This window comes from Thiothrix fructosivorans (assembly GCF_017349355.1).
Classification (GTDB): Bacteria; Pseudomonadota; Gammaproteobacteria; order Thiotrichales; family Thiotrichaceae; genus Thiothrix; species Thiothrix fructosivorans.
The window spans coordinates 1,662,098-1,687,468 of record NZ_JAFMPM010000006.1; the positions used below are offsets into that span (position 1 = coordinate 1,662,098).

General features: G+C 50.9%; 22 protein-coding genes and 2 pseudogenes. 17 read left to right on the plus strand and 7 right to left on the minus strand.

Features of this window, described 5'->3' with window-relative positions; all coding sequences use genetic code 11:
* Window positions 1-36: 36 nt before the first annotated feature.
* The 7 genes and pseudogenes from J1836_RS22000 to dcm form a co-directional block, all read left to right on the plus strand.
* A pseudogene (locus J1836_RS22000) lies at window positions 37-159 on the plus strand (SEC-C metal-binding domain-containing protein); the annotation flags it as partial.
* Between the two features lie 15 nt (window positions 160-174).
* On the plus strand, window positions 175-534 hold the full coding sequence (locus J1836_RS11460; RefSeq protein WP_207251212.1) for a diacylglycerol kinase: 360 nt from the start codon (window positions 175-177) through the stop codon (window positions 532-534).
* A gap of 154 nt (window positions 535-688) precedes the next feature.
* Window positions 689-2,133: pseudogene (ccoN, locus tag J1836_RS11465) on the plus strand (cytochrome-c oxidase, cbb3-type subunit I).
* A gap of 17 nt (window positions 2,134-2,150) precedes the next feature.
* Window positions 2,151-2,909: a cytochrome-c oxidase, cbb3-type subunit II gene (ccoO, locus tag J1836_RS11470; protein ID WP_207251213.1), complete on the plus strand. Its 759-nt coding sequence runs from the start codon at window positions 2,151-2,153 to the stop codon at window positions 2,907-2,909.
* Window positions 2,910-2,957: 48 nt separating this feature from the next.
* Window positions 2,958-3,182, plus strand: a complete 225-nt coding sequence (locus J1836_RS11475; RefSeq protein WP_207251214.1) for a cbb3-type cytochrome oxidase subunit 3 — start codon at window positions 2,958-2,960, stop codon at window positions 3,180-3,182.
* A 2-nt stretch (window positions 3,183-3,184) separates the two neighbouring features.
* Window positions 3,185-4,135, plus strand: coding sequence for a cytochrome-c oxidase, cbb3-type subunit III (ccoP, locus tag J1836_RS11480; protein ID WP_207251215.1), 951 nt, complete (start codon window positions 3,185-3,187; stop codon window positions 4,133-4,135).
* An 80-nt stretch (window positions 4,136-4,215) separates the two neighbouring features.
* Entirely contained in the window at window positions 4,216-5,286 is a 1,071-nt protein-coding gene (gene dcm / locus J1836_RS11485; RefSeq protein WP_207251216.1) for a DNA (cytosine-5-)-methyltransferase, read from the plus strand.
* Here dcm and J1836_RS11490 read toward each other — a convergent pair.
* Entirely contained in the window at window positions 5,195-6,439 is a 1,245-nt protein-coding gene (locus J1836_RS11490) for an ISL3 family transposase (RefSeq protein ID WP_207249679.1), read from the minus strand. The genes dcm and J1836_RS11490 overlap by 92 nt on opposite strands.
* Window positions 6,440-6,525: 86 nt before the next feature.
* On the opposite strand from J1836_RS11490, the gene J1836_RS11495 reads away from it, so the two are divergent.
* Window positions 6,526-6,975: a DNA cytosine methyltransferase gene (locus J1836_RS11495; protein ID WP_207251217.1), complete on the plus strand. Its 450-nt coding sequence runs from the start codon at window positions 6,526-6,528 to the stop codon at window positions 6,973-6,975.
* Window positions 6,976-7,022: 47 nt separating this feature from the next.
* On the opposite strand, the gene J1836_RS11500 is transcribed toward J1836_RS11495, so the two are convergent.
* On the minus strand, window positions 7,023-7,547 hold the full coding sequence (locus J1836_RS11500) for an NgoBV family restriction endonuclease (protein ID WP_207251218.1): 525 nt from the start codon (window positions 7,545-7,547) through the stop codon (window positions 7,023-7,025).
* 107 nt (window positions 7,548-7,654) lie between these two features.
* On the opposite strand from J1836_RS11500, the gene murB reads away from it, so the two are divergent.
* Window positions 7,655-8,662: a UDP-N-acetylmuramate dehydrogenase gene (murB, locus tag J1836_RS11505; RefSeq protein WP_207251219.1), complete on the plus strand. Its 1,008-nt coding sequence runs from the start codon at window positions 7,655-7,657 to the stop codon at window positions 8,660-8,662.
* Here the strand turns inward: murB and J1836_RS11510 are convergent.
* The gene (locus tag J1836_RS11510) at window positions 8,631-10,481 is read right to left on the minus strand and encodes a response regulator (RefSeq protein WP_207251220.1); all 1,851 of its coding nucleotides are present in this window, start codon (window positions 10,479-10,481) and stop codon (window positions 8,631-8,633) included. The genes murB and J1836_RS11510 overlap by 32 nt on opposite strands.
* A complete protein-coding gene (locus J1836_RS11515) occupies window positions 10,468-11,610 on the minus strand; it encodes an FIST signal transduction protein (protein WP_207251221.1) in 1,143 nt (380 codons plus the stop codon). Before J1836_RS11515 ends, J1836_RS11510 begins: the two co-directional genes overlap by 14 nt.
* Window positions 11,611-11,788: 178 nt before the next feature.
* Between J1836_RS11515 and J1836_RS11520 the strand changes: the two genes are divergently transcribed.
* From J1836_RS11520 to J1836_RS11550, 7 genes are all read left to right on the plus strand, one after another.
* On the plus strand, window positions 11,789-12,781 hold the full coding sequence (locus tag J1836_RS11520) for a PhoH family protein (protein WP_372447675.1): 993 nt from the start codon (window positions 11,789-11,791) through the stop codon (window positions 12,779-12,781).
* Window positions 12,778-13,242, plus strand: coding sequence for an rRNA maturation RNase YbeY (gene ybeY / locus J1836_RS11525; RefSeq protein ID WP_207251222.1), 465 nt, complete (start codon window positions 12,778-12,780; stop codon window positions 13,240-13,242). The genes J1836_RS11520 and ybeY overlap by 4 nt, the downstream gene beginning before the upstream one ends.
* Before the next feature lie 104 nt (window positions 13,243-13,346).
* Window positions 13,347-14,123, plus strand: a complete 777-nt coding sequence (locus J1836_RS11530; protein ID WP_242632800.1) for a transporter associated domain-containing protein — start codon at window positions 13,347-13,349, stop codon at window positions 14,121-14,123.
* A 35-nt stretch (window positions 14,124-14,158) separates the two neighbouring features.
* Window positions 14,159-15,706 (plus strand): apolipoprotein N-acyltransferase, encoded by a 1,548-nt coding sequence (gene lnt / locus J1836_RS11535; protein WP_207251224.1) that lies wholly within the window; start codon window positions 14,159-14,161, stop codon window positions 15,704-15,706.
* Between the two features lie 9 nt (window positions 15,707-15,715).
* The gene (locus J1836_RS11540) at window positions 15,716-16,744 is read left to right on the plus strand and encodes an amino acid ABC transporter substrate-binding protein (RefSeq protein WP_207251225.1); all 1,029 of its coding nucleotides are present in this window, start codon (window positions 15,716-15,718) and stop codon (window positions 16,742-16,744) included.
* Complete coding sequence (locus tag J1836_RS11545) at window positions 16,702-17,706, plus strand: amino acid ABC transporter permease (protein ID WP_242632801.1); 1,005 nt, start codon at window positions 16,702-16,704, stop codon at window positions 17,704-17,706. Before J1836_RS11540 ends, J1836_RS11545 begins: the two co-directional genes overlap by 43 nt.
* A 1-nt stretch (window position 17,707) precedes the next feature.
* On the plus strand, window positions 17,708-18,754 hold the full coding sequence (locus J1836_RS11550; RefSeq protein ID WP_207251226.1) for an amino acid ABC transporter permease: 1,047 nt from the start codon (window positions 17,708-17,710) through the stop codon (window positions 18,752-18,754).
* Window positions 18,755-18,758: 4 nt separating this feature from the next.
* Here J1836_RS11550 and J1836_RS11555 read toward each other — a convergent pair whose 3' ends face one another.
* The 3 genes from J1836_RS11555 to nadB form a co-directional block, all read right to left on the minus strand.
* A complete protein-coding gene (locus J1836_RS11555) occupies window positions 18,759-21,839 on the minus strand; it encodes an efflux RND transporter permease subunit (protein ID WP_207251227.1) in 3,081 nt (1,026 codons plus the stop codon).
* Window positions 21,840-21,841: 2 nt separating this feature from the next.
* A complete protein-coding gene (locus tag J1836_RS11560) occupies window positions 21,842-22,960 on the minus strand; it encodes an efflux RND transporter periplasmic adaptor subunit (protein WP_207251228.1) in 1,119 nt (372 codons plus the stop codon).
* Window positions 22,961-23,052: 92 nt separating this feature from the next.
* Window positions 23,053-24,651: an L-aspartate oxidase gene (gene nadB, locus J1836_RS11565; protein WP_207251524.1), complete on the minus strand. Its 1,599-nt coding sequence runs from the start codon at window positions 24,649-24,651 to the stop codon at window positions 23,053-23,055.
* A 112-nt stretch (window positions 24,652-24,763) separates the two neighbouring features.
* Here nadB and rpoE point away from each other — a divergent pair, with 112 nt between their 5' ends.
* Window positions 24,764-25,339: an RNA polymerase sigma factor RpoE gene (gene rpoE / locus J1836_RS11570; protein ID WP_207251229.1), complete on the plus strand. Its 576-nt coding sequence runs from the start codon at window positions 24,764-24,766 to the stop codon at window positions 25,337-25,339.
* The last annotated feature ends 32 nt before the right edge of the window (window positions 25,340-25,371 follow it).

A 25,371-nucleotide genomic window follows, 5' to 3' on the forward strand; every position in this document is an offset into this window, starting at 1 on the left:
CGCCCTAGTTATAAAGCAGTTCAAGAGGATGCCGCTGACGAGGATGACGATAATGAGCCGCTGGTGGAACAGGTGATTCGTGCCGAACCGAAGATTGGGCGCAATGAGCCTTGCCCGTGTGGCAGTGGCAAGAAATACAAAAAATGTTGTATGCCGTAAAGGAGTTAAGTACAGATGGCATACAGCGGTAACAAAGGGCTAACGCGTCTTATTAAGGCAGGGTGCTATTCGTGGGCAGGCGCAAAAGCGGCTTACCAGAACGAGGAGGCTTTTCGGCAAGAGGTTTGGGTATTGCTACTAGCTGTGCCTCTGGCGCTGTGGTTGGGTGAGGACGGCGTAGAAAAATCGCTGTTAATCGGGAGTCTTTTGCTGTTGTTAATGGTGGAGCTGTTGAATTCCGCTATTGAGGCGGTAGTGGATCGCATCGGTACAGAACAGCATCCGTTGTCAGGGCGAGCGAAAGATATGGGATCAGCCGCCGTGACAGTGGCGGTTGTGAATGTCATTAGCGTTTGGTTATTCGTGCTTTCTTGATTTAGGTCAAAATGGGGTACGGTAAGGCGTTCGCCTCTCTTCTGCTGTGTGGTTTCACACAGTATTAACGTTTTCTTATCCGGTTTTTTACTGTATCCTTACGCCGTTTCACAGCTTCTTTTAATTTTCAATTTTGTTAACCAGAGGGCAAACGATGGCTCATAGTGCTGCACTCTCCTCGGAGCAATACAACTATGATATCGTGAAGAAATTCGCGATAGTCTCAATCATCTGGGGTATCCTTGGCATGACTGCCGGGGTTTATATCGCGTCAGAATTGGCTTGGCCATTCCTGAACTTCGATGTTGCCCAGATCACTTTCGGGCGCTTGCGTCCGCTACACACCAGTGGTGTTATCTTCGGTTTCGGTGGTAATGCTCTGTTCGCGACATCCTACTATGTAGTGCAACGTACTTGCCAAACCCGTTTGGCGGGTGGTACCTTCTGGCCTAATTTCACCTTATGGGGTTGGAACTTGTCGGTTCTGATTGCTGGTTTGCTTTATTTGCAAGGCTTCACGCAAGCGCGTGAGTATGCAGAGCCGGTTTGGTTTGTCGATCTTGCCATTACTGTTGTTTGGGTGTTTACTTCCTGATCTTCACGGTCACGCTGGTTAAACGTAATCAACCGCATATTTATGTTGCCAACTGGTTCTATATGTCGTTCATTTTGGCGACGGCGTTACTGCACATTTTCAACAACTTGGCGATGCCGATTAGTTGGAACTCACCTGTGTCATACAGCTTGTTCTCCGGTGCGCAAGATGCGATGACGCAATGGTGGTATGGTCACAACGCGGTAGGCTTCTTCCTGACAGCGGCGTTCTTGGGGATGATGTATTACTTCGTACCTAAGCAAGCGGGTCGTCCGGTTTACTCTTACCGTTTGTCTATCATCCACTTCTGGGCATTGAGCTTCATGTACATGTGGGTAGGTACTCACCATCTGCATTGGACGGCGATCCCTGACTGGACATCGACACTGGCAGCAACCTTCTCCATCATGCTGTTGATGCCATCTTGGGGTGGTATGATCAACGGTATCATGACGCTTTCTGGCGCATGGGACAAACTGCGTACTGACCCAATCATGATGTTCATGATTACCGCACTGTCATTCTACGGTATGTCCACGTTTGAAGGTCCGATGATGTCGTTGAAGAGCGTTAATGCTCTGTCACATTATACTGACTGGACGGTGGGTCACGTTCACTCCGGCGCTCTGGGCTGGGTGGCAATGATTACGTTCGCTTCCTTCTACCACATGATTCCGCGTTTGTGGAATACCACGCTGTACAGTATGCAACTGGTTTACACACATTTCTTCTTGGCAACCATCGGTACTATCTTGTACATCACAGCATTGTGGGTATCGGGTATCGGTCAAGGTTTGATGTTGCGGGCTTTCGACGAATACGGCAACTTGGCGTACACCTTCGTTGAAACGGTTGCGTTCATGCATGGTCCACTGGTGGCGCGTGCGGTTGGTGGCTTGTTCTTCTTGTCTGGCATGTTGCTCATGGCTTACAACATTTACATGACTGTTTCGCGTGCACGTCAGGAATCCAGTGTTCCGGCGACTGCTGCTGCTAAAGCGTAATCAGGGAGAGTTGAGATATGTTTAAACACGAAAGTATCGAAACCAACTCCGGGATGTTGATTGTCCTGACGTTAGTCGCGATTAGTATCGGTGGTCTGGTTGAAATTGTGCCGTTGCACTACATCAATGAAACCGTGGAAGATGTGAAAGACCCAGTAACAGGTCTGGATGCAGTACGTCCTTACACGCCGTTAGAACAACGGGGTCGTGACATTTACACGCGTGAAGGCTGCTACCTGTGTCACTCCCAAATGATTCGTCCGTTCCGTGATGAAGACTTGCGTTACGGTCACTACTCTCTGGCGGCTGAATCTAAGTACGACCACCCATTCCAATGGGGTTCTAAGCGTACTGGTCCTGATCTGGCGCGAGTGGGGGGTAAGTATTCCAACGAATGGCAAGTCCAGCATTTGATTGCACCGCGTTCGGTTGTGCCTGAGTCCATCATGCCTAACTACCCGTGGTTGAAGGAAACGGATTTGGATCTGTCTGATCTGGAAGATCGTATGGTGGCATTGAAGCGGGTAGGCGTGCCTTACTCACAAACCAAGGTCGAATACGAAGCGAACGTGAAGAAATTCGGTGAAGAGGTTGCTAAAAAGCTCGACATCAACCAAGCAGAAGTCAACTTGTTGGCGCAAGCACAAGCAGGCAACTATGACGCTAATCCAACGAACGTGAGTGAGATGGATGCGCTGGTCGCCTACCTGCAAGTGCTGGGTACGATGGTTGACTTCAAAAAGTTCGATGAAGATTACTTCATTCAATTCCGTTAATTTTCTGTGCTACTGGATAGTGGCCTGTGCTGACAAGGTGATGATCAAATGCTAACAGACTTCTGGACATGGATCCTGGATCTAGGTAACAGCAAGACGGTAGCGCTGCTGATCTTCTTCACAACGTTTATGGGCATTGTTATTTACGTTTATTCCAGCCGCAAACGTGGCGAGAGGCTTGAGTCCTATCGCTACATGCCGCTGATGGACGAAGACGAAGCCGACAAACGGGTCAAGGCAGCAGAGGCTTCCCAAGCTAAAGGTGATAAATAGTTATGGCTACTCCTGTAAAAGATCCATTGACCGGCGCAGAAACTACCGGTCACGTGTGGGATGAGACGCTGCAAGAGTTCAACAACCCGCTACCGCGTTGGTGGTTGTGGACGTTCTACGGCACTATCCTGTTTACCATTACCTACTGGATCATGTACCCATCATGGCCGATAGGTAGTTCCTACCTGAAAGGGATGTTCAACGACATCACTTATAAGACCGATGCGGGTGAAGAGAAATCAACGCACTGGAACATGCGTGCGTTATTAGCGCATGACATGCAAAACAGCGAAGAAGCACTCAAGCAACAGGAATACCTCGCTAAAGTTGGCGCGGCATCCTATGAGCAGATTGCCCAAGATGCTGATATGTCTTCTTTCGTGCGTTCTTATGGCGTTGGTATGTTTGGCGACAATTGTGCCGCTTGTCACCAAGCCGGTGGTCAAGGTGTCGTGGGTCAGTTCCCGAACTTAGTCGATGATGACTGGTTGTGGGGTGGTGATACCACTGCGATGGAAACCACTATCCGTGGTGGTCGTTTGGGTTATATGCCTGCTTACAACACGACATTTGACACAACCCAAATGAACCAAGTGGCTAACTACGTGCTGACCCTTTCCGGTGAAGCGCCTGTGGATGCTGCCGCTGCTGCTGAAGGTCAAAAAATCTTCCAAGGTGAGACAGGTGGTTGCTACATGTGCCACACCAAGGAAGGCAAAGGGATGCACGCGCAAGGTTCAGCCAACCTGACTGACAAAGTTTGGACGATTGCGAACGTATCTGCGGCAGAAACGCCTGAAGCCAAGTTGGATGCTGTTAAAGCAGTCATCACCAAGGGTGTGAAGCGTCAAATGCCTGTTTTCGGTAAAGAGGGTCGTAACCTGTCTGATACTGAAATCAAAGTACTGGTCGCTTATCTGCAACAAATGTCTGCGGGTGCTGGTGCAAAGTAACCTAACCTGTTTTCAGGTATGATGGAGGCCGGACTTGTTCCGGCCTTTTTTATTTAGTCGGTAAAAGGAAGACACTAGCCATGACATCCACAAAAACACTTCGATTCATTGACCTGTTTGCTGGCATGGGTGGGTTTCGACTAGGTTTTGAAAATGCTTGTAAAGTCTTGAATATTGGCTCGGAGTGCGTATTTACTTCTGAAATAAAACCTCATGCGATAACGGTTTATACGGATAATTTTCCTGATAGCCTCATTCATGGCGATATTACACAGATTCCAGCCGCTGATATTCCTGATTTTGACGTTATGCTGGCGGGTTTTCCTTGCCAAGCCTTTAGTTGTGCGGGCAAGCGCTATGGTTTTGCGGATACGCGCGGCACATTGTTTTTTGAAGTCGAACGTATTTTGGAAGCTAAGCGTCCTGCGGCTTTTATCTTAGAAAATGTTGAAGGTTTAGTGGGGCATGATAAAGAAAATAATACTGATGCGATTGGGCGAACACTCAGTGTTATTTTAGAAAAACTCCAATTATTGGATTATCACGTTACATGGCAAGTGTTGGATGCTAAGCATTTTGGATTAGCACAAACACGCAAACGTATTTTTATTGTTGGCACAAAAACACAAGTTGTTAATTTGACAGAGTTTCCTCAAAAAAGAGTTACTCTGAACGATGTCCTCGAAACAGACAAGCCCTGTATGGATACCAAATTGACTAAGTTATTGCTCTCACATTTCAAATTAAATGAACTACACGGAAAATCTATCAAAGATAAACGTGGCGGTAAAGAGAATATTCATAGCTGGGATATTGGTTTGAAAGGGGAAGTTAGTGCTGAACAAAAAGAATTGCTCAATTTAATCTTATTGTATCGCCGTAACAAAAAATGGGCTGAAGCCAAAGGTATTACATGGATGGATGGAATGCCCCTAACGGCTGCTGAAATCAGAACATTTTACCAACATTCGCATTTGCAAACCTTGCTAAATGATTTAGTACAAAAAAATTATGGCTCTTTGGGAATTCCCGTGGAAGCCACCAGATGTAGTGTTAGCCTCATGCTGGTTGCTTCCTTGAAAATGCCAGATCCACCTGAATGTGTTGGAAGAAACGCTTCACATCCAACAACCCATAGCAGCGGCGCTTGATGACTTTCAGCTTGTTGTTCATGCCTTCGACAAAACCGGAGGTGTTGCGATCTTCAAAGTAGTTGGTGATGCCATCCTGCCATGTTTCCAGCAAGTTGAGGAATTTGTCAAAACAGGCCAGCCCTGATGCTTTAACCTTGGCCTTCCAGTCTTGTAGTTGTTGTTGGGCTTGTGCCTTGGTTTGTTCCTGTTCAAATAGCAGGTTCAGTTCATGACGCAGTAGCCAAGCATCTTTCAACTCAGGGGCGAGTAGCAGAAATTCTTCCAGTTGCCCACGCTGTTCTGCGGTCAATGACCAGTAGTGGTGACGGAACAGCCAGAGTGTCCCCTTACAGGTAGCGTAGGTATCTGCCGAAAGTGTTTGTTTGAGTTCCTGCAAGGTCTGCTTACGGAAATTGTCCACCTCCCGGTTGTAGTATTGTGCGACATGGAAACGGTCTACCACGATAGCGACCTTGGGCAAGGTTTCCCGGACGGCATTGGCAAAACCCTCGTTCATGTCACAACATGCCCCGCACACGGTGGTTTGCAGGTGTTCAGGAATGCTGCGCAGGAAGGCAGCTACCGTTTCTTTGAGACGGTCAGGCAACACAGCCAACACCTGCGGACGGTCATGATCATCCAGTGAGCTGATAATCGCGGCATAGTGCTTATGGCCTTTTTTCAGGGCGATTTCATCAATGCCCAAGGTGCGTAATTGCTTAAAACCAGACCAATCCACTTGGGTGCTGACACGACGTTTCAGCACCCCTTCCACCTCACCATAGCTGACACCACAGCGGCGGCTGACATCCATGACGGTGGAATTGCCCAACATCTTCAACAGCCAGTCCTCAAAAGCACGGGTATGCGGGCTGCGTGGGTCATACCATTCCAGCGTCTGGGTAGTGGTCGGGTCACCTTCGCAATGGCGGCAGCGGTAACGTTTGGGGCGGATTTCAATCCAGACATCACGCCCCAGAATCGGCAAATGGCGCAAACGGATCGGTCGGTCGTAGCCATGGAATTCGGTAATCTTGTGCCCACAGCAACGACACTTCGTGAATGAAAGGCTACTTTCCACTTCCAGAATGAAATTGCCCTGTGCGTCATGGGAACTCGACTGTAAACGGACGTTGGGGAGATCAAGCGGGATTTGCAGGCTACTGTTCATGGGGGATCCTCGCTAGGGGTGCTCGGTTTTCCTCATGATACTACATGTTGTGGCTTCCACGGGAATTCCCAAAGAGCCAAAATTATTTGAAATACGAACATCCGAAAGACATTGTAACAGTGACAGACAATGGCATAACTAAGAAAGTACGTTTACCCCGCGCAGATGTTGAAAAAGGTTATAATATCGTGGCAGGTAAATTAAGCTATGAAATCAATAAAATACTTGATCCTAAAACGACCACGCCAACCTTGGTCGCGACCGATCTTGATAGAATAGTGGTGCCAGATTCACAAGGTTTACGTAAATTAACGTTAGTCGAGCAATGCCGTTTGTTTGGTTTTCCCGATTATTTCCAATTCAATGTCACCGACCCTTTAGCACATGATTTGTTTGGTAATACCGTACCTGTAGCTACCGTTGAAGCAGTTGCTGAGCGCGTTATTCTAGAAGGTATTTTGGGCAAAACAAGCACTAAGGTTATTGTGGAAGCACCCAAAAATCAGTCCTATTATCAATTAGCGCTGATAGCATAAGTCTATATTTTACAAGATGTTCCCCGTCATTTTTTGGTATCCATGCGCTATTTGATTGAACCACTGCGAGTGCGCCAATCTTTAGGACGAATATTGACGGGAACACCTTGTTTTACCTGAAGGTTGAGGATATTAACCGCAGATACTCCTGCCATTTCCCAAATTTTCTTAACCCAAAAATCCACTATCCGAACTGAATCACCCTCTAGGGCATAGCCAAATACCAAATGATCCGCATCGAGTCTTTCGGGATGTAGGAGTAAGGAGCGGGTGTAGGCATCAAAATTCGCTAAATCAAATCCGGGGTTAGCAGAAAAGTTGAAGGCTTTTACTTCTAAGTGCCCTCCATCCGCAAGGTAAAAATCAGGTGGTTCTTGTGTATTCGTCGGTTTTGAAAAGCTGATCTTATTCTGATTCATCCAATTTTCAAACCATTCTTGCAATACGCTACCCATAATGTCTTTCGACAGTACAGGAAAATCGATACCCGCTAATGTGAACTTCACTTGACCCTGACAGCCCTTGATGTTTTGTTTGTGGAGTAAGCTGATGATTTCATCCATTGCCGACATGTATTTCTTCCGTTTAATTATCAAACACTATGCTACCGCTACACTAGACATTTGCTAAGGATTAGTTTCTAGTAGGCACACTTAAATTCATCAAAACGCTGCTATTCATGAAAATCCGCGAAAACCATTCCCTCAAAGCCCTGAATACGTTTGGGCTGGATGCCAAAGCCCGTTATTTTTGCACGTTACACACACTCGGTGGGGTACGCACCCTGATGACTTGGCAGCAGGAACACCCTGATTTACCGGTATTATTTCTAGGCGGCGGCAGCAATATGTTGTTCGTCAACGATTACCCCGGACTCGTGGTGCAGGTACGGCTGGAAACCCTCGAAGTATTAGGTCAGGACGCGAACTACGATTACCTGCGTGCTGGGGCAGGCAATAACTGGCATGATTTTGTACGCTGGACGTTGGAGCAAGGTTTCGCTGGGCTAGAAAATTTATCCTTGATTCCGGGGACGGTAGGGGCAGCACCCATGCAGAATATTGGTGCTTACGGAGTTGAGCTGAAGGATCATGTCTATGAAGTACAAGCCTTGGATTGGCGTACAGCGGAACTGCGTGATTTTAGTGTGGATGAGTGCTGCTTTGCGTACCGTGATAGCTATTTTAAATCGGTCGAACCGGATCGCTGGTTGATTGTCGCGGTGGTATTTCGCTTGCCGCGTCAACCGCAGTGGAAGATTGATTACGCAGGCGTAAAAGAGCCGTTAGCAGGCAAAGACTTAAACGCCCGTATGATCAGCGATGCCATTATCAATATCCGCCAAAGTAAATTGCCCAATCCTGCCGAGATAGGTAATGCAGGCAGTTTTTTCAAGAACCCACTGATTTCGTTAGCGCAATGGGCAACACTGCAAGCGCAATTCCCCGACATGCCCGGTTGGATGCAAGCCGATCAGGTGAAAACCTCAGCAGGCTGGCTAATTGACCAATGCGGCTGGAAAGGCAAACGCGACGGTGATGCAGGCACTTACGCTAATCACGCGCTGGTATTGGTGAACCACGGCAATGCCACGGGTGCGGAATTGTGGCAATTTGCTCAAAGCATTATTGCATCGGTGCAGGACAAGTTCGGAATTACGCTTGAGCCTGAGCCACGGGTTCTTTGAGCCATTGCCCGACCAGTCGCAGTAATTCATCTTGCTTGACGGGTTTTGCCAGATAGTCATCCATCCCCATTTTTAGGCAACGTTCGCGGTCGCCTTTCAGAGCATTGGCGGTCATGGCAATGACTGGGGTGCGATGTTTTAGCACACCTTCTTTTTCCCATTTGCGCACGTAACGGGTGGCGGTATAGCCATCCATTTCTGGCATATTAATATCCATCAGCACCAGTTTGTAGGGGCGGGTGCGCATGGATTTGAGCGCCAGTTTGCCAGTAGTGACGTGATCAACCTGCATATTGAGCTTTTCTAACATGGTAATGGCAATGAGCGCGTTTACCGGATTGTCTTCCGCGAGCAAGATTGCTGGTGCTATTGCTGTTGCGGCGGGTTTTAACACCAGTTCAGGGAAGGATAACGAGGCTTTAACAGCAGCAGGTGTTGTGGTGGTCTGCGTACTGCGATGTCGCCGCAAAGTATCGGTGAGTACATCCCGTAAGGTGATGGAGCGCACGGGTTTCGTGACCGCCGCTTGTACTCCTGCTTGTTGTTGCTTTTCCTGCGAAATGCCGTAAGAGGTCAGCATGACAATGGGTGTCTGGTCGTGGCGTGCATCGCTACGGATGGTTCTTGCCAAGGTAAGCCCATCCATTTGCGGCATGAACCAGTCGAGCAGCAGCAAATCAATGGGACGTTGCTGCATGATCGACTCTTCCAGCTTATGCAGGGCATCGTGCCCATTGCTGACGATAATGGCTTCGGCATTCCATGCGTGCAGGTAGTTTTCCAGAATACGGCGGTTGGTTTCGTTGTCGTCAACTACCATAATGCGGCGACCTTCGAGGTGCTCCGTGTGGTGTGCGTGGTGTTGATGTTCGGTGATGGGGGCGGTGATTTCAAACCAGAAGGTACTGCCTTGATTGGGGGTGCTATCCAAGCCAATGCGTCCGCCCATCATTTCAGCAAATTCGCGCACGATGGTTAAACCCAGTCCCGTTCCACCGTAGCGGCGGTTGATGGAGGCATCCACTTGCACAAAGGATTCAAAGATACTTTTCTGCATGGCGGGTGGAATGCCGATGCCAGTATCACGCACTTCAAAGCGTAATACCGCTGCATCACCGCGAATTTCACGCAATTCTAACGCCGTATACACTTCGCCGCGTTCAGTAAATTTGACAGCATTGCCGACCAAATTCATGAGCATTTGGCGGAGGCGGGCGGGGTCGCCTTTGACGCGGGCAGGAATATTCTCAGGGATGTAACACTGCACTTCGAGGTTTTTTTCCTGAGCCATCGTCGACATAATGCCGCTGATGCTTTCCACCAGTTCACGCGGTGAGAATTCGATGACCTCTAATTCAATCCCGCCTGCTCTCAGTTTGGAAAAGTCGAGGATATTATTGATGACATCCAGCATGACTTCGCACGACGCGTAAGCCGTTTCCACGAAGAGTTTTTGCCGCGCATCCAAATCCGTGTCTTTGACGATTTCCAGCGAGCCGAGAATGCCGTGGATGGGGGTGCGCAATTCATGGCTCATATTCGCCATGAAGCGGGTTTTTTGTTCCGATTTGTGGAGCGCGTCGATGCGCTGCTCCGTCTCCGCTTTGAGATCGTCGTAGAGCTTGCGCATTTCTTGCGACGACACTTCCAAGGAACGCTCTAGCAAGTATTGCGCATCACTCGTGCCGTTGTAAGACAGGTCGATCTGATGCAGAAAATGCTGCCATTGGCTTAAATCATCTGGTAAGCCATGTTGAATCAGACCGCTGCGTTTGAGCTGTTTCTGCAAACGGCGATGGAGTGGTTTAACTTCCTTCATACATTACCGTCAATGTCATGGTTTCATTGTGTAAGCCGCATTGCCCACCGAATGCAATGGGTGCTAATTCCCCAAAGGAATAGAACCCGAATTGCTGGCTACCTTTGGGAAACGTGCTTAGCGTGGCTTCTAGTTCTTGATCGGCATCTTCTGACATCACCAGCTTGCGCCCAGAACAACTGATGGTAAGTGCTAATACGGGTTGATTCGGTGGTAGGGTATTGGCTAAGTTACGGGCAGCTAGTTCTGCCCCATCCAGCAGATTGTCAAAACTGCCGTACATTAATTGCGTGTGATAACCTGTCGGAATATCAGCAACAAAGCTCAGGCTGTTCGTGCTTTCATCCATGCCCACGACGGTGCGTACTACGTAATGATCTTTGGCTTCATTCCAGATGGCGAGGGGGAAATGCAGCGCCATCTTGGGGAGGTTATTGGCATGATCACCCAGATATTCTTTATAAAGTTGCAGGGCGGGGTGACCATCAATTTCGTACAGCACGTTCTTTTCCGCACGCGTGATTAAACGTTCTGGGCCAAACGGCTTGAAACCGTCTTGGGCGTGGCTCGCAAACACCAGCTTTTCGCTGTAAAATCCAATGCCTAAGGCACGGTGCGTCGTCGGTTTGCCATTGCTCCACACCCACGTATGCGCAAATTCCATCTTGTCGCTGGCTAAGCCGCCCACAATGGTGACTTTACGTTGATTGATGACGGATGCCATGCCGCGCAATAACTCGCTACCTTGCGTATTCAGCCCGTCACTCAGAATCAAAATACCTTTTAAATCCGGTGCATTCAGTTGCGTGGCGATGTGTTTTCCTGCTAACAACGAGTCTTGATCGTGACGCAATTCGGCACGCGTTAGCATTAAACGGGTGGCATGAAATTGGATAACCCCAACGACTAAAGCGTTTTCCAGTAAATGTTCGTTGAAAATACTGGCGACGGTCGAACAACCGGCGATGATGGCTTGCGGGTATTTTTGCTGTAATTCATTCAGAGCATGTTGGTAAGGCGTACTATTGGGTTCACTGAACACCAAGACCAGTGTTTGCGGTGAGTCTGTATCCGGTAGCGGTTTATGCCAACCTGTCGCTTGCGTGAAAAAGTTTAAGGTGACTTGCATTGGCTAGTGTTCCCTGTTGCATGGTTGGCAACGTTGTATGGTTTTCATTATGATTAATTTGATTAAAATAATAACATAAGGTGGCAAGGCGTTGAATACCATTGGTCGGAACGGTTGAACCTAGTTCATGCTGTAGCTATACTTTTACCATTATCTTTATACGGACACTGCCGCGTTCTTGACTACTAAACCCACTGCTGCAACGGAAAGTGACAGGCACACCGTTCAGTTTGAACTCGAACCTGCGGATACCGAGCGCTTGATGAACCTGTGCGGTCAATTCGACCAGCATCTCCGTCAAATCGAAAATCGCCTCGGCATTGAACTCAGCAATCGCGGCAACTTGTTCCAGGTTACTGGAACAGCGCTTGCCGTACCGTTAACGATCAATCTCTTACAAGATTTGTACCGCGAAACGACGGAAACGGTACTGACCCCCGAAAGCATCCACCTGTTTCTACAAGAAGCCAATCTCGACAAAGTACAAGCCAATACGGGCGATGATGTACGCATCCGCACCAAGCGCGGTTACATCAAGCCCAAAGGCTTGGTGCAAAGCCAATACATCCAAAACATTCGCACTCATGATGTCACCTTCGGTATTGGCCCTGCCGGTACGGGGAAAACGTGGCTGGCGGTGGCGTGTGCGGTGGAAGCGCTGGAGCGTGATGAAGTGCGTCGTTTAGTCTTGGTGCGCCCAGCGGTAGAAGCAGGCGAACGCCTTGGATTCTTGCCCGGTGATCTTTCCCAGAAAATCGATCCCTATTTGCGTCCGATGTATGACGCGTTGTACGAAATGATCGGCGTGGAAAAAGTCAATAAGCTGATCGAACGCAATGTCATTGAAGTTGCTCCGTTGGCTTACATGCGCGGGCGTACCTTGAATGATGCGTTTATTTTGCTGGATGAAGCACAAAATACCACCACCGAACAGATGAAAATGTTCCTGACGCGCTTAGGGTTTGGCTCATCGGCGGTGATTACGGGGGACATTACCCAGATTGACTTGCCACGCCATCAAACCTCTGGTCTGCGCCAAGCCGCTGACATTTTGGAGGGCGTGAAAGGCATTAGCTTCAATTGGTTCAGTGGACGCGATGTCGTGCGCCACAAACTGGTACAAAAGATTGTCGCTGCCTACGAAGATTATGATCGGGAGCGCTCCGTATGAGTTTGGAACTGGATATTCAAAACCCTGAAGATTACACCAGCATTCCCGCCGAAGCTGATTTGATGCGCTGGGCGCAAGCCGCTTGGCATGAAAACGCCGATGCGGGTGTGGTGGTACGCATTGTTAACGCAGCCGAAAGTCAGGAACTGAACCGCGCTTATCGGGACAAAGATTACCCGACGAACGTCTTGTCGTTTCCTTACGATGCGCCACCGATTCCGCTGGAAGAGGATGAAACTGAATACCTCGGTGATCTCGTCATCTGCTTGCCGGTGGTGGAGCGTGAAGCGGCGGAACAGGGCAAAACCGTTACCCAACATTGGGCACATTTACTGATACATGGCTTATTGCATTTGCAAGGTTACGACCATATAACGGATGCCGAAGCGGAGGAAATGGAGGGCTTAGAAACCGCCATGCTTGCAAAACTCGGCTTTCCAGACCCTTATCAATCACCCTAAGAGGAAAAATGAAAACTGACATAGGTGACTCGCGACCTCGACCGCGATGGAAACAATGGCTAATAAAACAACTCGACCTCACTTCCCATTGTACGGAAGATTTGATGGCAGATTTACAACGGGCGAATGACAATAATCTACTGCCGGGAGAAACGGTGGGGATGCTGCAAGGGGTGCTGGAATTTGGTGCGCTGCAAGTGCGTGACATTATGGTGCCCCGTTCACAAATCAACTTCATTTACCATGAAGACACGTTTACCCAAATTCTTGCCCGTATTGCCGAAACTGAGCATTCTCGCTATCCCGTGGTGGATGAGGATCGGGATGATTTGGTTGGTGTCTTGCTGGCGAAAGATTTGCTTAAATACACGGGGCATGAAGGCGATTTCCATATTGATGATATTATTCGTCCCGCTTTGATTGTTCCCGAAAGCCAGCGTTTGAACCGCTTACTCACTGAATTTCGCCGCACCCGCAATCACATGGCAGTGGTCATTGACGAATATTCGGGTATTTCTGGGTTGGTAACGTTTGAAGATGTGTTGGAACAAATCGTCGGCGAAATCGACGATGAACATGATGACGAAGAAGACGTGTCCACTAACGTTGTGCCGCAAGGCGATGGACGCTTTTTGGTGGCGGCAATGACCCCGATTGATGAATTCAATGCGATTGTGGGTACAGGTTTTGCGACGGATGAGTTCGATACCATTGCGGGTATTGTGATCAATCATTTGGGTAAAATTCCGCGTCAAGGTGAAGAAGTGACGCTTTCAGGTTGGTTATTCCGCATCGTGAACAGCGATTCGCGGCGTATTTTGCAGATGGAAGTCTTACCTGTCACGGAAAATTCCTATTCAGCGGAAGTACCTGCGTTATAATCCCGCCACATTTTGCTGTGCTGGATAGAAATATAATGCTGTCTTTTCGTGAACCTTTATCGAAATTCGATTACCTGCTGGCGTTGTTGGCAGGTGCGTCTATGGCGCTGGCGTTTGCGCCGTTGGAATGGCGCGTCTTCGCTTGGCTTGCCCCTGCGGTATTCTTTTGGCTCAACTTGAAACCCATGCCCTTGAAACAACGCTTGCGCTTGTCGTGGGTGTTTGGGGTGGGTTTGTTTGCCGGGGGGGCGCATTGGATTTACGTCAGTATCCACTTTTTTGGTGGGGCAAATGCCCTAATTGCGGCGTTAATGGTGGCTATTTTCGTAGTCATTATGGCGTTATTGCTGATGGTGTTTGGCTGGCTTGCGTCGTATACCGCATCTGTGTCCTTAGCGCTGCGCTTGCTGGCGGTATTCCCCGCTATTTGGGTGCTGACCGAATGGTTTCGCGGTTGGTTTCTGACCGGATTTCCGTGGTTGCAACTGGGCAGTACGCAGATTGATACATGGTTGGCAGCTTATGCACCTGTGACAGGGGTATTAGGCGTAAGCTGGTTAGTGGCGCTAGGGGCTGGCGCGGGAGTGTTAGTGCTGATGGGGACGTTACGTGAACGTGTCATAGCACTGGTTTTGGTGGGCGTAACCGTTGCAGGCGGTTTTGGTTTAGGGCAAATCCGTTGGACACAGCCTGCGGGTGAACCGCTGTTCGTCAGCATGTTGCAAGGTAATGTGGATCAGCTTACCAAGTGGTCACCGGAATTCCGTAACGAAAACATTCAAGCGTATTTGGATTTGATGGATGGCGACAAAAATCCCAACGTCGAATCCTCACATTTGGTGATTTGGCCAGAAACTGCGTTGGCAGACTTTTTCCCGCAAGCGCTGGATGTGATGTTGCCCTTGCAAGACTGGGCGCGTGAAGCCAAAGCCGATGTGTTGGTCGGTGGTTTTCACGTCAACCGCGATACAGAAGCGGTTTATAACGCGGTCATGGCAGTGGGGGGCGAGCGTGACGTGGAAAAGTCCATCGAAACGGGCGAAAACGTCTATGCCAAGCAGCATCTTGTGCCGTTTAGCGAATACATTCCCTTGTTGAAATATTTGGATTTTCTGAAAAGTATCATCAAGTTGCCGTATGATAATGTGACGGCGTGGGATGGCGGTACGAATTTAACCGTGGCAGGTCAGCCGATGCGGATTTCAGTCTGCTACGAAGATGCGTATGCGGAGGAAATGATAGCGGGTTTACCCGCCGCAACTATGCTCGTGAATGTGAGTAACGATGGTTGGTTTACCGGCTCGATTGAGCCAGCACAACACGCGGAAATTGCGCGGATGCGGGCGTTGGAAACGGGACGGTATTTGTTGCGAGCGACCAATAACGGGGTAAGCGCGATTATCGACGACAAGGGCAAAGTAACCGCAACGGCTGCACCGCAAATGGCGACAGTGATTAGCGGTTATGCGACACCGATGCAGGGCGAAACGCCGTACATGCGCGTCGGTAATTGGTTGGTGATTTCACTGATGCTGGTGTTATTAGGCGTGTCGCTGTTAGGGTGGCGTGGTAAATTCTTGTGAGGTGCTTTTATGTTGAACAATACACGAATTCGTCAACTGGCTGGGGTCGCTTTGTGCCTCACGGCGGTGGCATTGCCTGCGCACGCGGGTAAAACACTGGATACGATCAAATCACGCGGTGAGCTGGTTTGCGGGGTGAACGTGGCGCTGGCAGGTTTCTCTGCGGCAGATAGCGAAGGCAAGTGGAGCGGCTTGGATGTGGATTACTGCAAAGCCTTAGCCGCTGCGATTCTGAGCGATGCCAACAAGGTGAAATACGTGCCGCTGAATGCACAACAGCGTTTCACGGCGCTGCAATCGGGTGAGATCGACATTTTGTCACGCAATACGACATGGACGTTGACCCGTGATGCGTCGCTGGGGGCAAATTTCGTTGGCACGATTTATTACGATGGGCAGGGCTTTATGGTGAAGAAAGAACTGAAAATTGCCAGTGCTAAAGAACTCAATGGTGCGACAGTATGCACGCAGTCTGGCACGACCACCGAAAAGAATCTGACGGATTATGCGCGTGCTAATAAGCTCGATATTAAACCGCTGGTGTTTGAAAAAAATGAAGCCGCTACGGGCGCGTATCACAGCGGGCGTTGCGAAGCGTATACCACCGATGCGTCGGGTTTGGCGGCTGAGCGTACCATCGCGAAAAATCCTGATGAACACCTGATTTTGCCAGAAATCATTTCCAAAGAACCGTTGGGGCCGTTGGTGCGCCGTGGTGATGACGAGTTTTTTGCGATCAGCAAATGGGTGTTGAATGCGCTGATTGAGGGTGAAGAATACGGGCTTACCCAAGCCAATTTGGATGAGAAGAAAACCAGCGATGATCCGAATATCCAGCGCATTCTCGGCACGGCTGAAGACATGGGCACGTTGCTGGGGCTGGATAAGGAGTGGGCGTACCGTGCGTTGAAAGCGACGGGCAATTACGGCGAAATCTTTGAGCGCAATGTTGGTAAGAATTCTCCCCTGAAACTGGAACGCGGCTTGAATAAGCTGTGGAATCAGGGTGGGATTTTGTACGCGCCACCGATTCGTTAACGGTGCTGATGACCTTCTGGCGTAACCAAAAAATACGCGGCTGGCTATACCAGTTCGCCGCGTTATTGCTGGTGGCGTTATGCGTCGCCGTGCTGGCGGACAATACGCTGGAAAACATGCGTACCCGTGGCATTCAAAGCGGCTTCGGCTTCCTGTCGCAGCCTGCGGGCTTTGATATTAGCGAAAGCCTGTTCGGGTTTGAATCCACTCAACCTTATTGGCAAGCCTTCCTCACGGGTTTGGGCAATACCCTGAAAGTGGCGCTCATCGGCATTATCCTCACCACTATCCTCGGCGTATTGCTGGGGGTAGGGCGCTTTTCCCAGAATATTTTGATTCGTGGCTTGTGCCTGACGTATGTGGAAATCTTCCGCAATATCCCGCTGTTGCTGCAATTGCTGATGTGGTATTTGGTGTGTGTGGAATGGTTGCCGACGGCACGGGAGGCTGAACCGTTTCTGGGCATTTACTTGACCAAAGCGGGTTTGGCATTGCCGTGGTTTGGCGATGTTCCCGTGAAAGCGGGCTTTGGGATTAAGGGCGGCGTGACCTTATCGCCGGAGTTCTTTGCGTTGCTGCTGGGGCTGACGATTTACACTGCGTCATATATTGCGGAAATTGTACGTAGTGGCATTGCGTCTGTGCCGCGTGGGCAACTGGAGGCGGCGTTGTCACTGGGCTTGAGCCGTGCGCAAACCATGCGCTTGATTCAATTGCCGCAAGCCTTGCGGGTGATTATTCCACCGTTGACCAACCAATATTTGAACTTGACCAAGAATTCTTCTCTGGCGGTGGCGGTGGGCTATCCTGAACTGGTGTCGATTGCGAATACGTCGATTAATCAGACGGGTAGAGCGGTGGAGTGTATCGCGGTGATCATGGCGGTTTATCTCACGTTGTCCTTGCTCACCTCGGTATTGATGAACGCTTATAACCGCCGTGCGGCGATTAAGGAGCGTTAAAATGCTGACGTGGGTACGCGCCAATCTGTTCAATAACATTTTCAACAGTGCGTTGACCCTGCTGCTGGGAACGTTATTGCTCTACGCTTTCACCCACGCGTGGGGTTGGGGCATCAGCTACGCGGTGTGGAGTGCGGATGTTGAGCAATGTAATGCGGCGCGAGGTACGGGCGCGTGTTGGGGCGTGGTAGCGGAAAAATACCGTCCGATCATCTTCGGGCGTTACCCGTTTGCTGAGCAATGGCGACCGTTTGCGGCGACGCTGTTGTTGATGGCGTTACTGCTGGTCAGTTGCGTGCGTGTATTCTGGCAACGCTGGTTAGTGGCGTTGTGGTTGGGTGTATTAGCGGTGTTCTTCGTGCTGATGCACGGCGGCGTTTTCGGGCTGACGCAGGTGGATACCGATCAGTGGGGCGGCTTGCCGTTGACGATTGCGCTGGCATCGTTGTCGGTGGTGGGCGCATTTCCGTTAGCCGTGTTCCTCGCTTTGGGGCGTGTCTCCGCCCTGCCGGTGATTCGGACATTGAGTACGGTTTACGTGGAATTGATTCGCGGTGTGCCGCTGATTTCGGTACTGTTCATGGCATCGTTTCTGTTTCCGCTGTTCATGCCGGAAGGGATGTCGATTGATGTGCTGCTACGTGTGTTGGTGGCGATGATTCTGTTTGCGGCAGCGTATTTGGCGGAAGTGATGCGCGGTGGTTTGCAAGCCATTCCGCGTGGGCAATACGAAGCCGCCGCCTCACTAGGGCTGACGTATTGGCAGACGCAGCGCAAGATTATCCTGCCGCAAGCCTTGGCAACGGTCGTACCGGGGATCATGAATAACTTTATTTCGACCTTCAAGGACACGTCATTGGTGACGATTGTGAGCCTGTATGAACTCACGGGGTCGTTGGATATTGCGGTGAACAGTGATCCGAATTGGATGCCGTATAAGTTGGAAGGCTATCTGTTTATCGCGGCAATTTACTTCGTCTTTTGTTTCAGCCTGTCGCGCTACAGCCAGTGGGTAGAGCGACAGGTGAATCGTGGCAAAGTGCATTAAGGGTTTAGGCGTGTTTTAACTTGCCTTTGACCTTTCTGAAACCCACCAAAATATCATCAATAAACGTAAATACCGCCGGAACAACCAGCAAGCTCAGGAACGTCGAGGCAATCAAGCCACCGATTACCACAATCGCCATTGGTTGACGGAAGCTGGGGTCAGCCGCCAGACCTAATGCCGTTGGCATCATCCCCGCACCCATTGCAATCGTGGTCATCACAATCGGACGTGCCCGTTTATGGCAAGCGTCAATCAGCGCTTCAATGCGACCGCATTGATCCCGTTCCCGCGCCATGACGGCGTAATCCACCAGCAAAATCGAGTTCTTGGTCACGATCCCCATCAGCATCAGTAAGCCAATGACCGCAGGCATCGAGAAACTCATTCCCGTGATTAACAGCGCTGCAAATGCCCCGCCGACCGACAACGGCAATGCCGTTAAAATCGTAATCGGCTGCAAGAAATCGTGGAACAGCAGCACCAAGACGATATAAATCAGCAATACACCGATGAGCATTGCCCCGCCGAAGCCGCCGAACAGTTCCGCCATGCGTTCCGCATCACCCGATGCTTGCTTGATTACTCCGGGGGGCAAGGTTTGCATCGACGGTAATTTATCAACTTGCGTCGTCAATTGTCCGACGGGTAAGCCGTTCAATTCCACATCAATGCTAATATTACGCATCCGGTCATAGCGAGCAAGCTGAGAGGGGCCGCTGCCCATTTCCACCGTGGCAACAGCCGACAACGGCACTGAACCATTGCGCCCCGGAATGCGTAATTGCCGAATCGTTTCCAAGTTTTCGCGCACTGACCGTTCCAGCTCGACGCGAATCGGGATTTGGCGTTGCGGTAAATTCAGTTTTGGCAAACGTGTGGAAAAATCGCCACTAGTCGCCACACGTACCACTGCACCCAAGGCTTCCGTGGTTACACCCAGCTCGGCGGCACGGGTGAAATTCGGAGTAATGTGGATTTCAGGGCGTTGCAAACTTGCGCCAGACACCACATTGCCAATGCCTTGCAAGGTACGCAAATCGCGTTCGGCGGCTTGGGCAGCGGTCAACAGCAAGTTGCCGTCATCGCTTGCCAACACCACCTGCATCTTATCGCCCGAACCGCCCGAACCAACCGTGAATCGCACTCCCGGCAAAGGTTTTAAGCGCGTGCGGATTTCGTTTTCCACTTCAGTTTGTTTGCGGGAACGTTCTTCGCGCGTCGTCAATTGCAAGGTTAGGGTGGCTTTGCGCACATCTGCCGCACTGCTTTCCTGCATGGGGCCAGAGCTGACACCGCCGCCGCCACCGCCTGCCAGTGTGAAGACTTTTTTCACATCCGGCATCGGCGCAAGCAATTGACGCGCTTGTTCCGCGATAGCCATCGACTCTTCCAAGGTGCTGCCCGGTTGCAATTCCAGGGCAACCGATGTCAGCGCCGTATCCGCAGGCGGCACGAACCCTTTCGGCAGCAATTGCGCGAGCATCAACGAGCCAATGAACATGGCAATCGCCAAGCCGACGGTGATGAAGCGGTGTTTCAAGCACCAACCCACCGTTTTGAGGTAAGTACGCATGATCCAGCCATCACCTTGGTCGGTTTTGGCGCTAGGTTTGTGCGGCTTGAGCATATACGCCGCCATCATTGGCGTGAGTAGCCGCGCCACCAAGAGTGAAAACACCACGGATACTGCGGCGGTGATGCCGAAAGATTCAAAGAACTTCCCCGGAATGCCGCCCATAAACGCCGTCGGCAGGAAGACCGCGACTAGCGTAAACGTGGTGGCAATAACCGCCAGCCCAATTTCATCAGCGGCTTCCATCGCGGCTTGATACGGGGTTTTGCCCATGCGCAAGTGGCGTTCAATGTTTTCCACTTCCACGATGGCATCGTCGACCAAGACCCCGACCACCAAGGCGAGGGCAAGCAAAGTGAGGATATTCAGGGAAAAACCGAAGTAGTGCATCGCGGCAAACGTGGGAATAATTGCCAGCGGTAATGCCGCAGCGGATACAAACGTTGCCCGCCAGTCACGCAGAAACAGCAACACCACCAGAATGGCGAGGGCTGCGCCTTCGTACAACAAGTGCATTGAGCCAGTGTAGTTGGCTTGGATGCGTTCGACGGCATTGTAGGCTTCGTCGATGTTAACTTGCGGGTGGGCTGTACCGAAGGTTGCCAGTGCTTTACGGACTTCCTCCACGACCGCTAATTCGCTCGCGCCGCGTGTGCGGGTGATCTGGAAACCGACCACTTCCTTGCCATTAAACAGGGCATGGGTGGAACGTTCTGCAATGGTGTCTTCGATACGGGCAATTTGGTCGAGGCGCACATGCCGCCCGTTGGACAACGGGATTTCGATGCTTGCCAATTCTTCAGCGGTTTTGACACGTCCTAAGGTACGCACGGATTGGGTACTGCCGCCGACATCGCCGCGTCCACCGGGGGCATCTTGTTGCATTTGCCCTAAACGACTGGAGACATCGGCAGAGGTAACGCCCATGCCAGCCATCAACGCGGGGTCAAGCGAAATGCGTACTTCGCGGTTGACACCGCCGACTCGCGATACTTTGCCAACGCCTTTGATTGACATGAGCGTGCGGGTAATGTCGTTATCCACGAACCATGACAACGCTTCCTCGTCCATGTTCGGAGAGGCGACGGTGAACGTGACTAACGCTCCGCCAGCGGTGGTGACTTTGGAAACAATCGGGTCGTTCATCTGCTGTGGCAAATTGGCACGAATGGTATCCACGGCATTGCGCACTTCGTTGAGGGCGATTTCAGTGTCTTTGGCAATGTCGAATTCGGCAGCAATACTCGCGGAACTGTCGGTCAGCGTGGTGCGGATGTGTTTCAGACCCGCAATCGTGGCAAGTTGATTTTCGATCTTACGGGCCACTTCGCTTTCAAGCTGTTCAGGGTCAGCGCCTTCCAGCGTGGCATTGACGGTAATGGTCGGCAAGTCAATGTCGGGGAAGTTTTGGATGCCAAGGGCTTTGAAGCCTTTGACACCAAGGAAGGTCAGCAGCGCGAAGAGCAGAATCGCGGGAACGGGGTTTCGGATCGACCAAGCAGATACATTCATGGTTATGGTTTATCCCGATTGCTGGCATTCGCGGCGGCTTTATCGACGATTTGCACCGTGTCGCCGTCATTAAGGAATGCCCCACCGGTCGCTACGATGCGGGCGGCGGGGGTAATGCCCTCGAGGATTTCGACTTTGCCATCCGCTTGTCGTCCGGTTTTCACTAAACGTTGCTGGACGCGGTTGTCCGTGCCGACTTCAAAGACGTAGCGGTTGCCGTCACGCAGGATGACAGCAGCTTGCGGAACGCCCATGGCTTTGTTTGAGCCAGTGAGAATTTCACCTTCCGCAAACATGCCTGCTTTGGCGGGGCTGTCCGGTGGCAGGCTAATGTAAACCGTGGCGTTGCGAGTATTGGCATCGAGGGTGGGGGAAACCACGCGCACTTCGCCCGTTACGCTTTCGCCAGTGGGCAGGGTGAGGTGCGCTAATTGACCTTTTTGGAGGGTGGTGGCATCGCGCCCTGCGACTTCGGCACGCCATTCGATTTTGTTTTGGCGCACGAGGCGGAATAATTCTGTGCCGGTTTGCACGACTGCGCCGAGGGTGGCAGTACGGGCGGAGACGATACCATCATCGGGGGCAATAATGCGCGTTTGGCTGAGGCGGATTTTTTGCGCTTGCAACGCCGCTTCTTGCGCGGTGAGGTTGGCTTTGGCGGTGGCTTCACCCGTCAAATATTGGTCGATCTGTTGGGCAGGCAATGCGCCGGAGGATTTGAGGGTACGAGCACGTCCGGCATTGGTTTTGGCTTCGTCGAGGCTGGCTTGGGCTTGGGCAACGCGTGCTTCGGCTTGGGCAACATCGGCTTGCACGGCTTCAGGGGCGAGGATGGCGAGTGGCTGACCTTGCTTGACTTGATCGCCGATGTCGACCAGTAATTTGGCAATGCGTTGCCCGCTGATTTCGGAGGCAACAATGGCTTCTTGCCACGGGCTGAGGGTGCCGCTGGCGGTAATGCCGCTGTTCCAATCTGCCGCGCTGGGGTTGGTCACGGTGACGGCGAGCGCGGCTTTCGCAGCGGGGGCGGGTGCATCGGCGGCGTAAGCAAGATGGGTGAGGCTGGTGGCGAGCAACAGGGTAAGCCCCAAACGGGGAGCACGTGCGAAAATGTGTTTCATATAATGACTGCCGGTCAATTGATTGGGACGAATCTTAAATGACCGACAGTCAGTTGTCGAGATTCAATTAGTGGAAGTGGGGTTTGCGGTCGTTAATGCGCATGGTAAGTCGTCATTGGGTCTAAAATTGTCGGAATTCCCTCCAACTTAACATTTGTCTTCGGATAATCCAGCGTGTAATGCAAGCCACGGCTTTCGGGGCGATTCATCGCTGAGCGGATAATCAGCCACGCGACCAGCGCAAGGTTACGCAATTCGATCAGATCACTGGTAACGCGGAAGTTGGCATAGTATTCGTCGATCTCGTGCAGCAATAATTCAATACGATTCCGCGCACGTTGCAGCCGTTTGGTGGTACGCACAATGCCCACGTAGTCCCACATAAAGCGGCGAATTTCATCCCAGTTATGCGTAATCACCACACGTTCATCTGAATCCGTCACGCGGCTTTCATCCCAGTTGGGAATAGGCAAATCGAGCGCAGGTTCTTGCAAGCGCTGCATAATGTCTTGTGCTGCTGATTTGCCATACACCAAACATTCCAACAAGGAATTACTCGCTAGCCGATTCGCACCATGCAGCCCCGTGTAGGAGGCTTCACCAATGCAATATAGCGCATCTACGTCCGTATGCCCGTTGTGATCAACCATCACCCCGCCGCAGGTGTAATGTGCCGCAGGCACAACCGGCACGGGTTGTTTGCTCATGTCATAGCCAAATTGTACGCAAGTGGCATACACATTCGGAAAGTGGCTGAGGATGAATTCACGCGGTTTGTGGCTAATATCGAGGTAAACGCAATCCAGCCCCAGCCGCTTCATTTCGTGGTCAATCGCTCGCGCTACGATGTCACGCGGGGCAAGTTCAGCACGCGGGTCAAAACGGGGCATAAAACGGCTACCATCCGGCAATAATAAACGCCCACCTTCGCCGCGTACCGCTTCGGTAATCAAGCTAGATTTGGCTTGCGGGTGATACAAGCATGTTGGGTGAAATTGCATGAATTCCATATTGGCAACACGGCAACCGGCACGCCATGCCATTGCAATGCCATCACCACTCGCGCCATCGGGGTTGCTGGTGTACAGGTAAACTTTGCTTGCACCACCCGTCGCTAATACGGTGAAACGTGCTTGCAGGGTTTGAATGCGCTTGGCTTTGCGATTGAGAACATACGCGCCAATACAGCGGTTGCTACGATGCCCTAATTTGCGGGAAGTGATTAAATCGACCGCAATGTGATGCTCTAATAAGGTGATATTGCTACGTTGGCGCACTTGCCCCACGAGGGTGTGTTCAATCGCAGCACCACTGGCATCGGCGGCGTGCGCAATGCGGCGGTGGCTGTGTCCGCCTTCGCGGGTTAGGTGTAGGCGATTGGCATCATTTTCTTCACGGGTGAAGGGGACACCTGCATCCAACAGCCATTTGATCGAACTTGCGCCATTTTCCACCGTAAAACGCACGGCGGCTTCGTCGCATAAACCTGCGCCTGCGTTGAGGGTGTCTTCAATGTGCGAGTCCACGCTGTCGGTGGCATCCAATACGGCTGAAATACCGCCTTGGGCGTAGACAGTGCTGCCTTCGGTGAGGACATCCTTGCTCAACACCGCAATCTTGCAGTCGTCGGGCAGGCTGAGTGCTAGGGTCAGACCAGCCGCACCACTACCGATGATTAATACATCATACATATTCATCTCACTTATTCCTGTGCGGAATTGATCAAGTTTAACTATTCTCATATTGCTGTACGGCATGTAGCATATAGTCTCAGTAAGATAATAACCAAGGAGTAAGGCCCTGATGGGCATGAGCCTAACCGACCTCGAACTGGTGCAACGCATTCAGTCGGGGGATAAACGATCATTCGACGTACTGGTTTTGAAGTATCAGCACAAGGTTATCAGCCTTGTACTGCGCTATGTTCACGACCATGACACCGCTCAGGATGTGGCGCAAGAAGCCTTTATCAAAGCCTATAAAGGCTTGAAAAATTTTCGCGGCGAGAGCGCTTTTTATACATGGTTGTACCGCATTGCGATTAATACCGCGAAAAATTATTTAGTGTCGCAAAACCGCCGTTTGCCAGATACCGATATTGATGCACACGATGCGGAACAATTTGAGGGTGAATCTGCTCTAAAGGAATATGCCACTCCCGAACGTGAATTGTTGACAGCAGAGATTCAGACAGCAGTGGCGGGGGCGATTGATAATTTGCCTGAAGATTTGCGTACCGCAATCATGTTGCGGGAGCTGGAAGGCATGAGTTACGAAGAAATTGCAGTGACAATGGATTGTCCAATAGGTACTGTACGCTCGCGGATTTTCCGGGCGCGTGAGTCGATTGACAAAATATTGAGACCCTTACTTGGCTAAACCCCCGAGAGTAGTGTCTCAGGTGCAGGTGA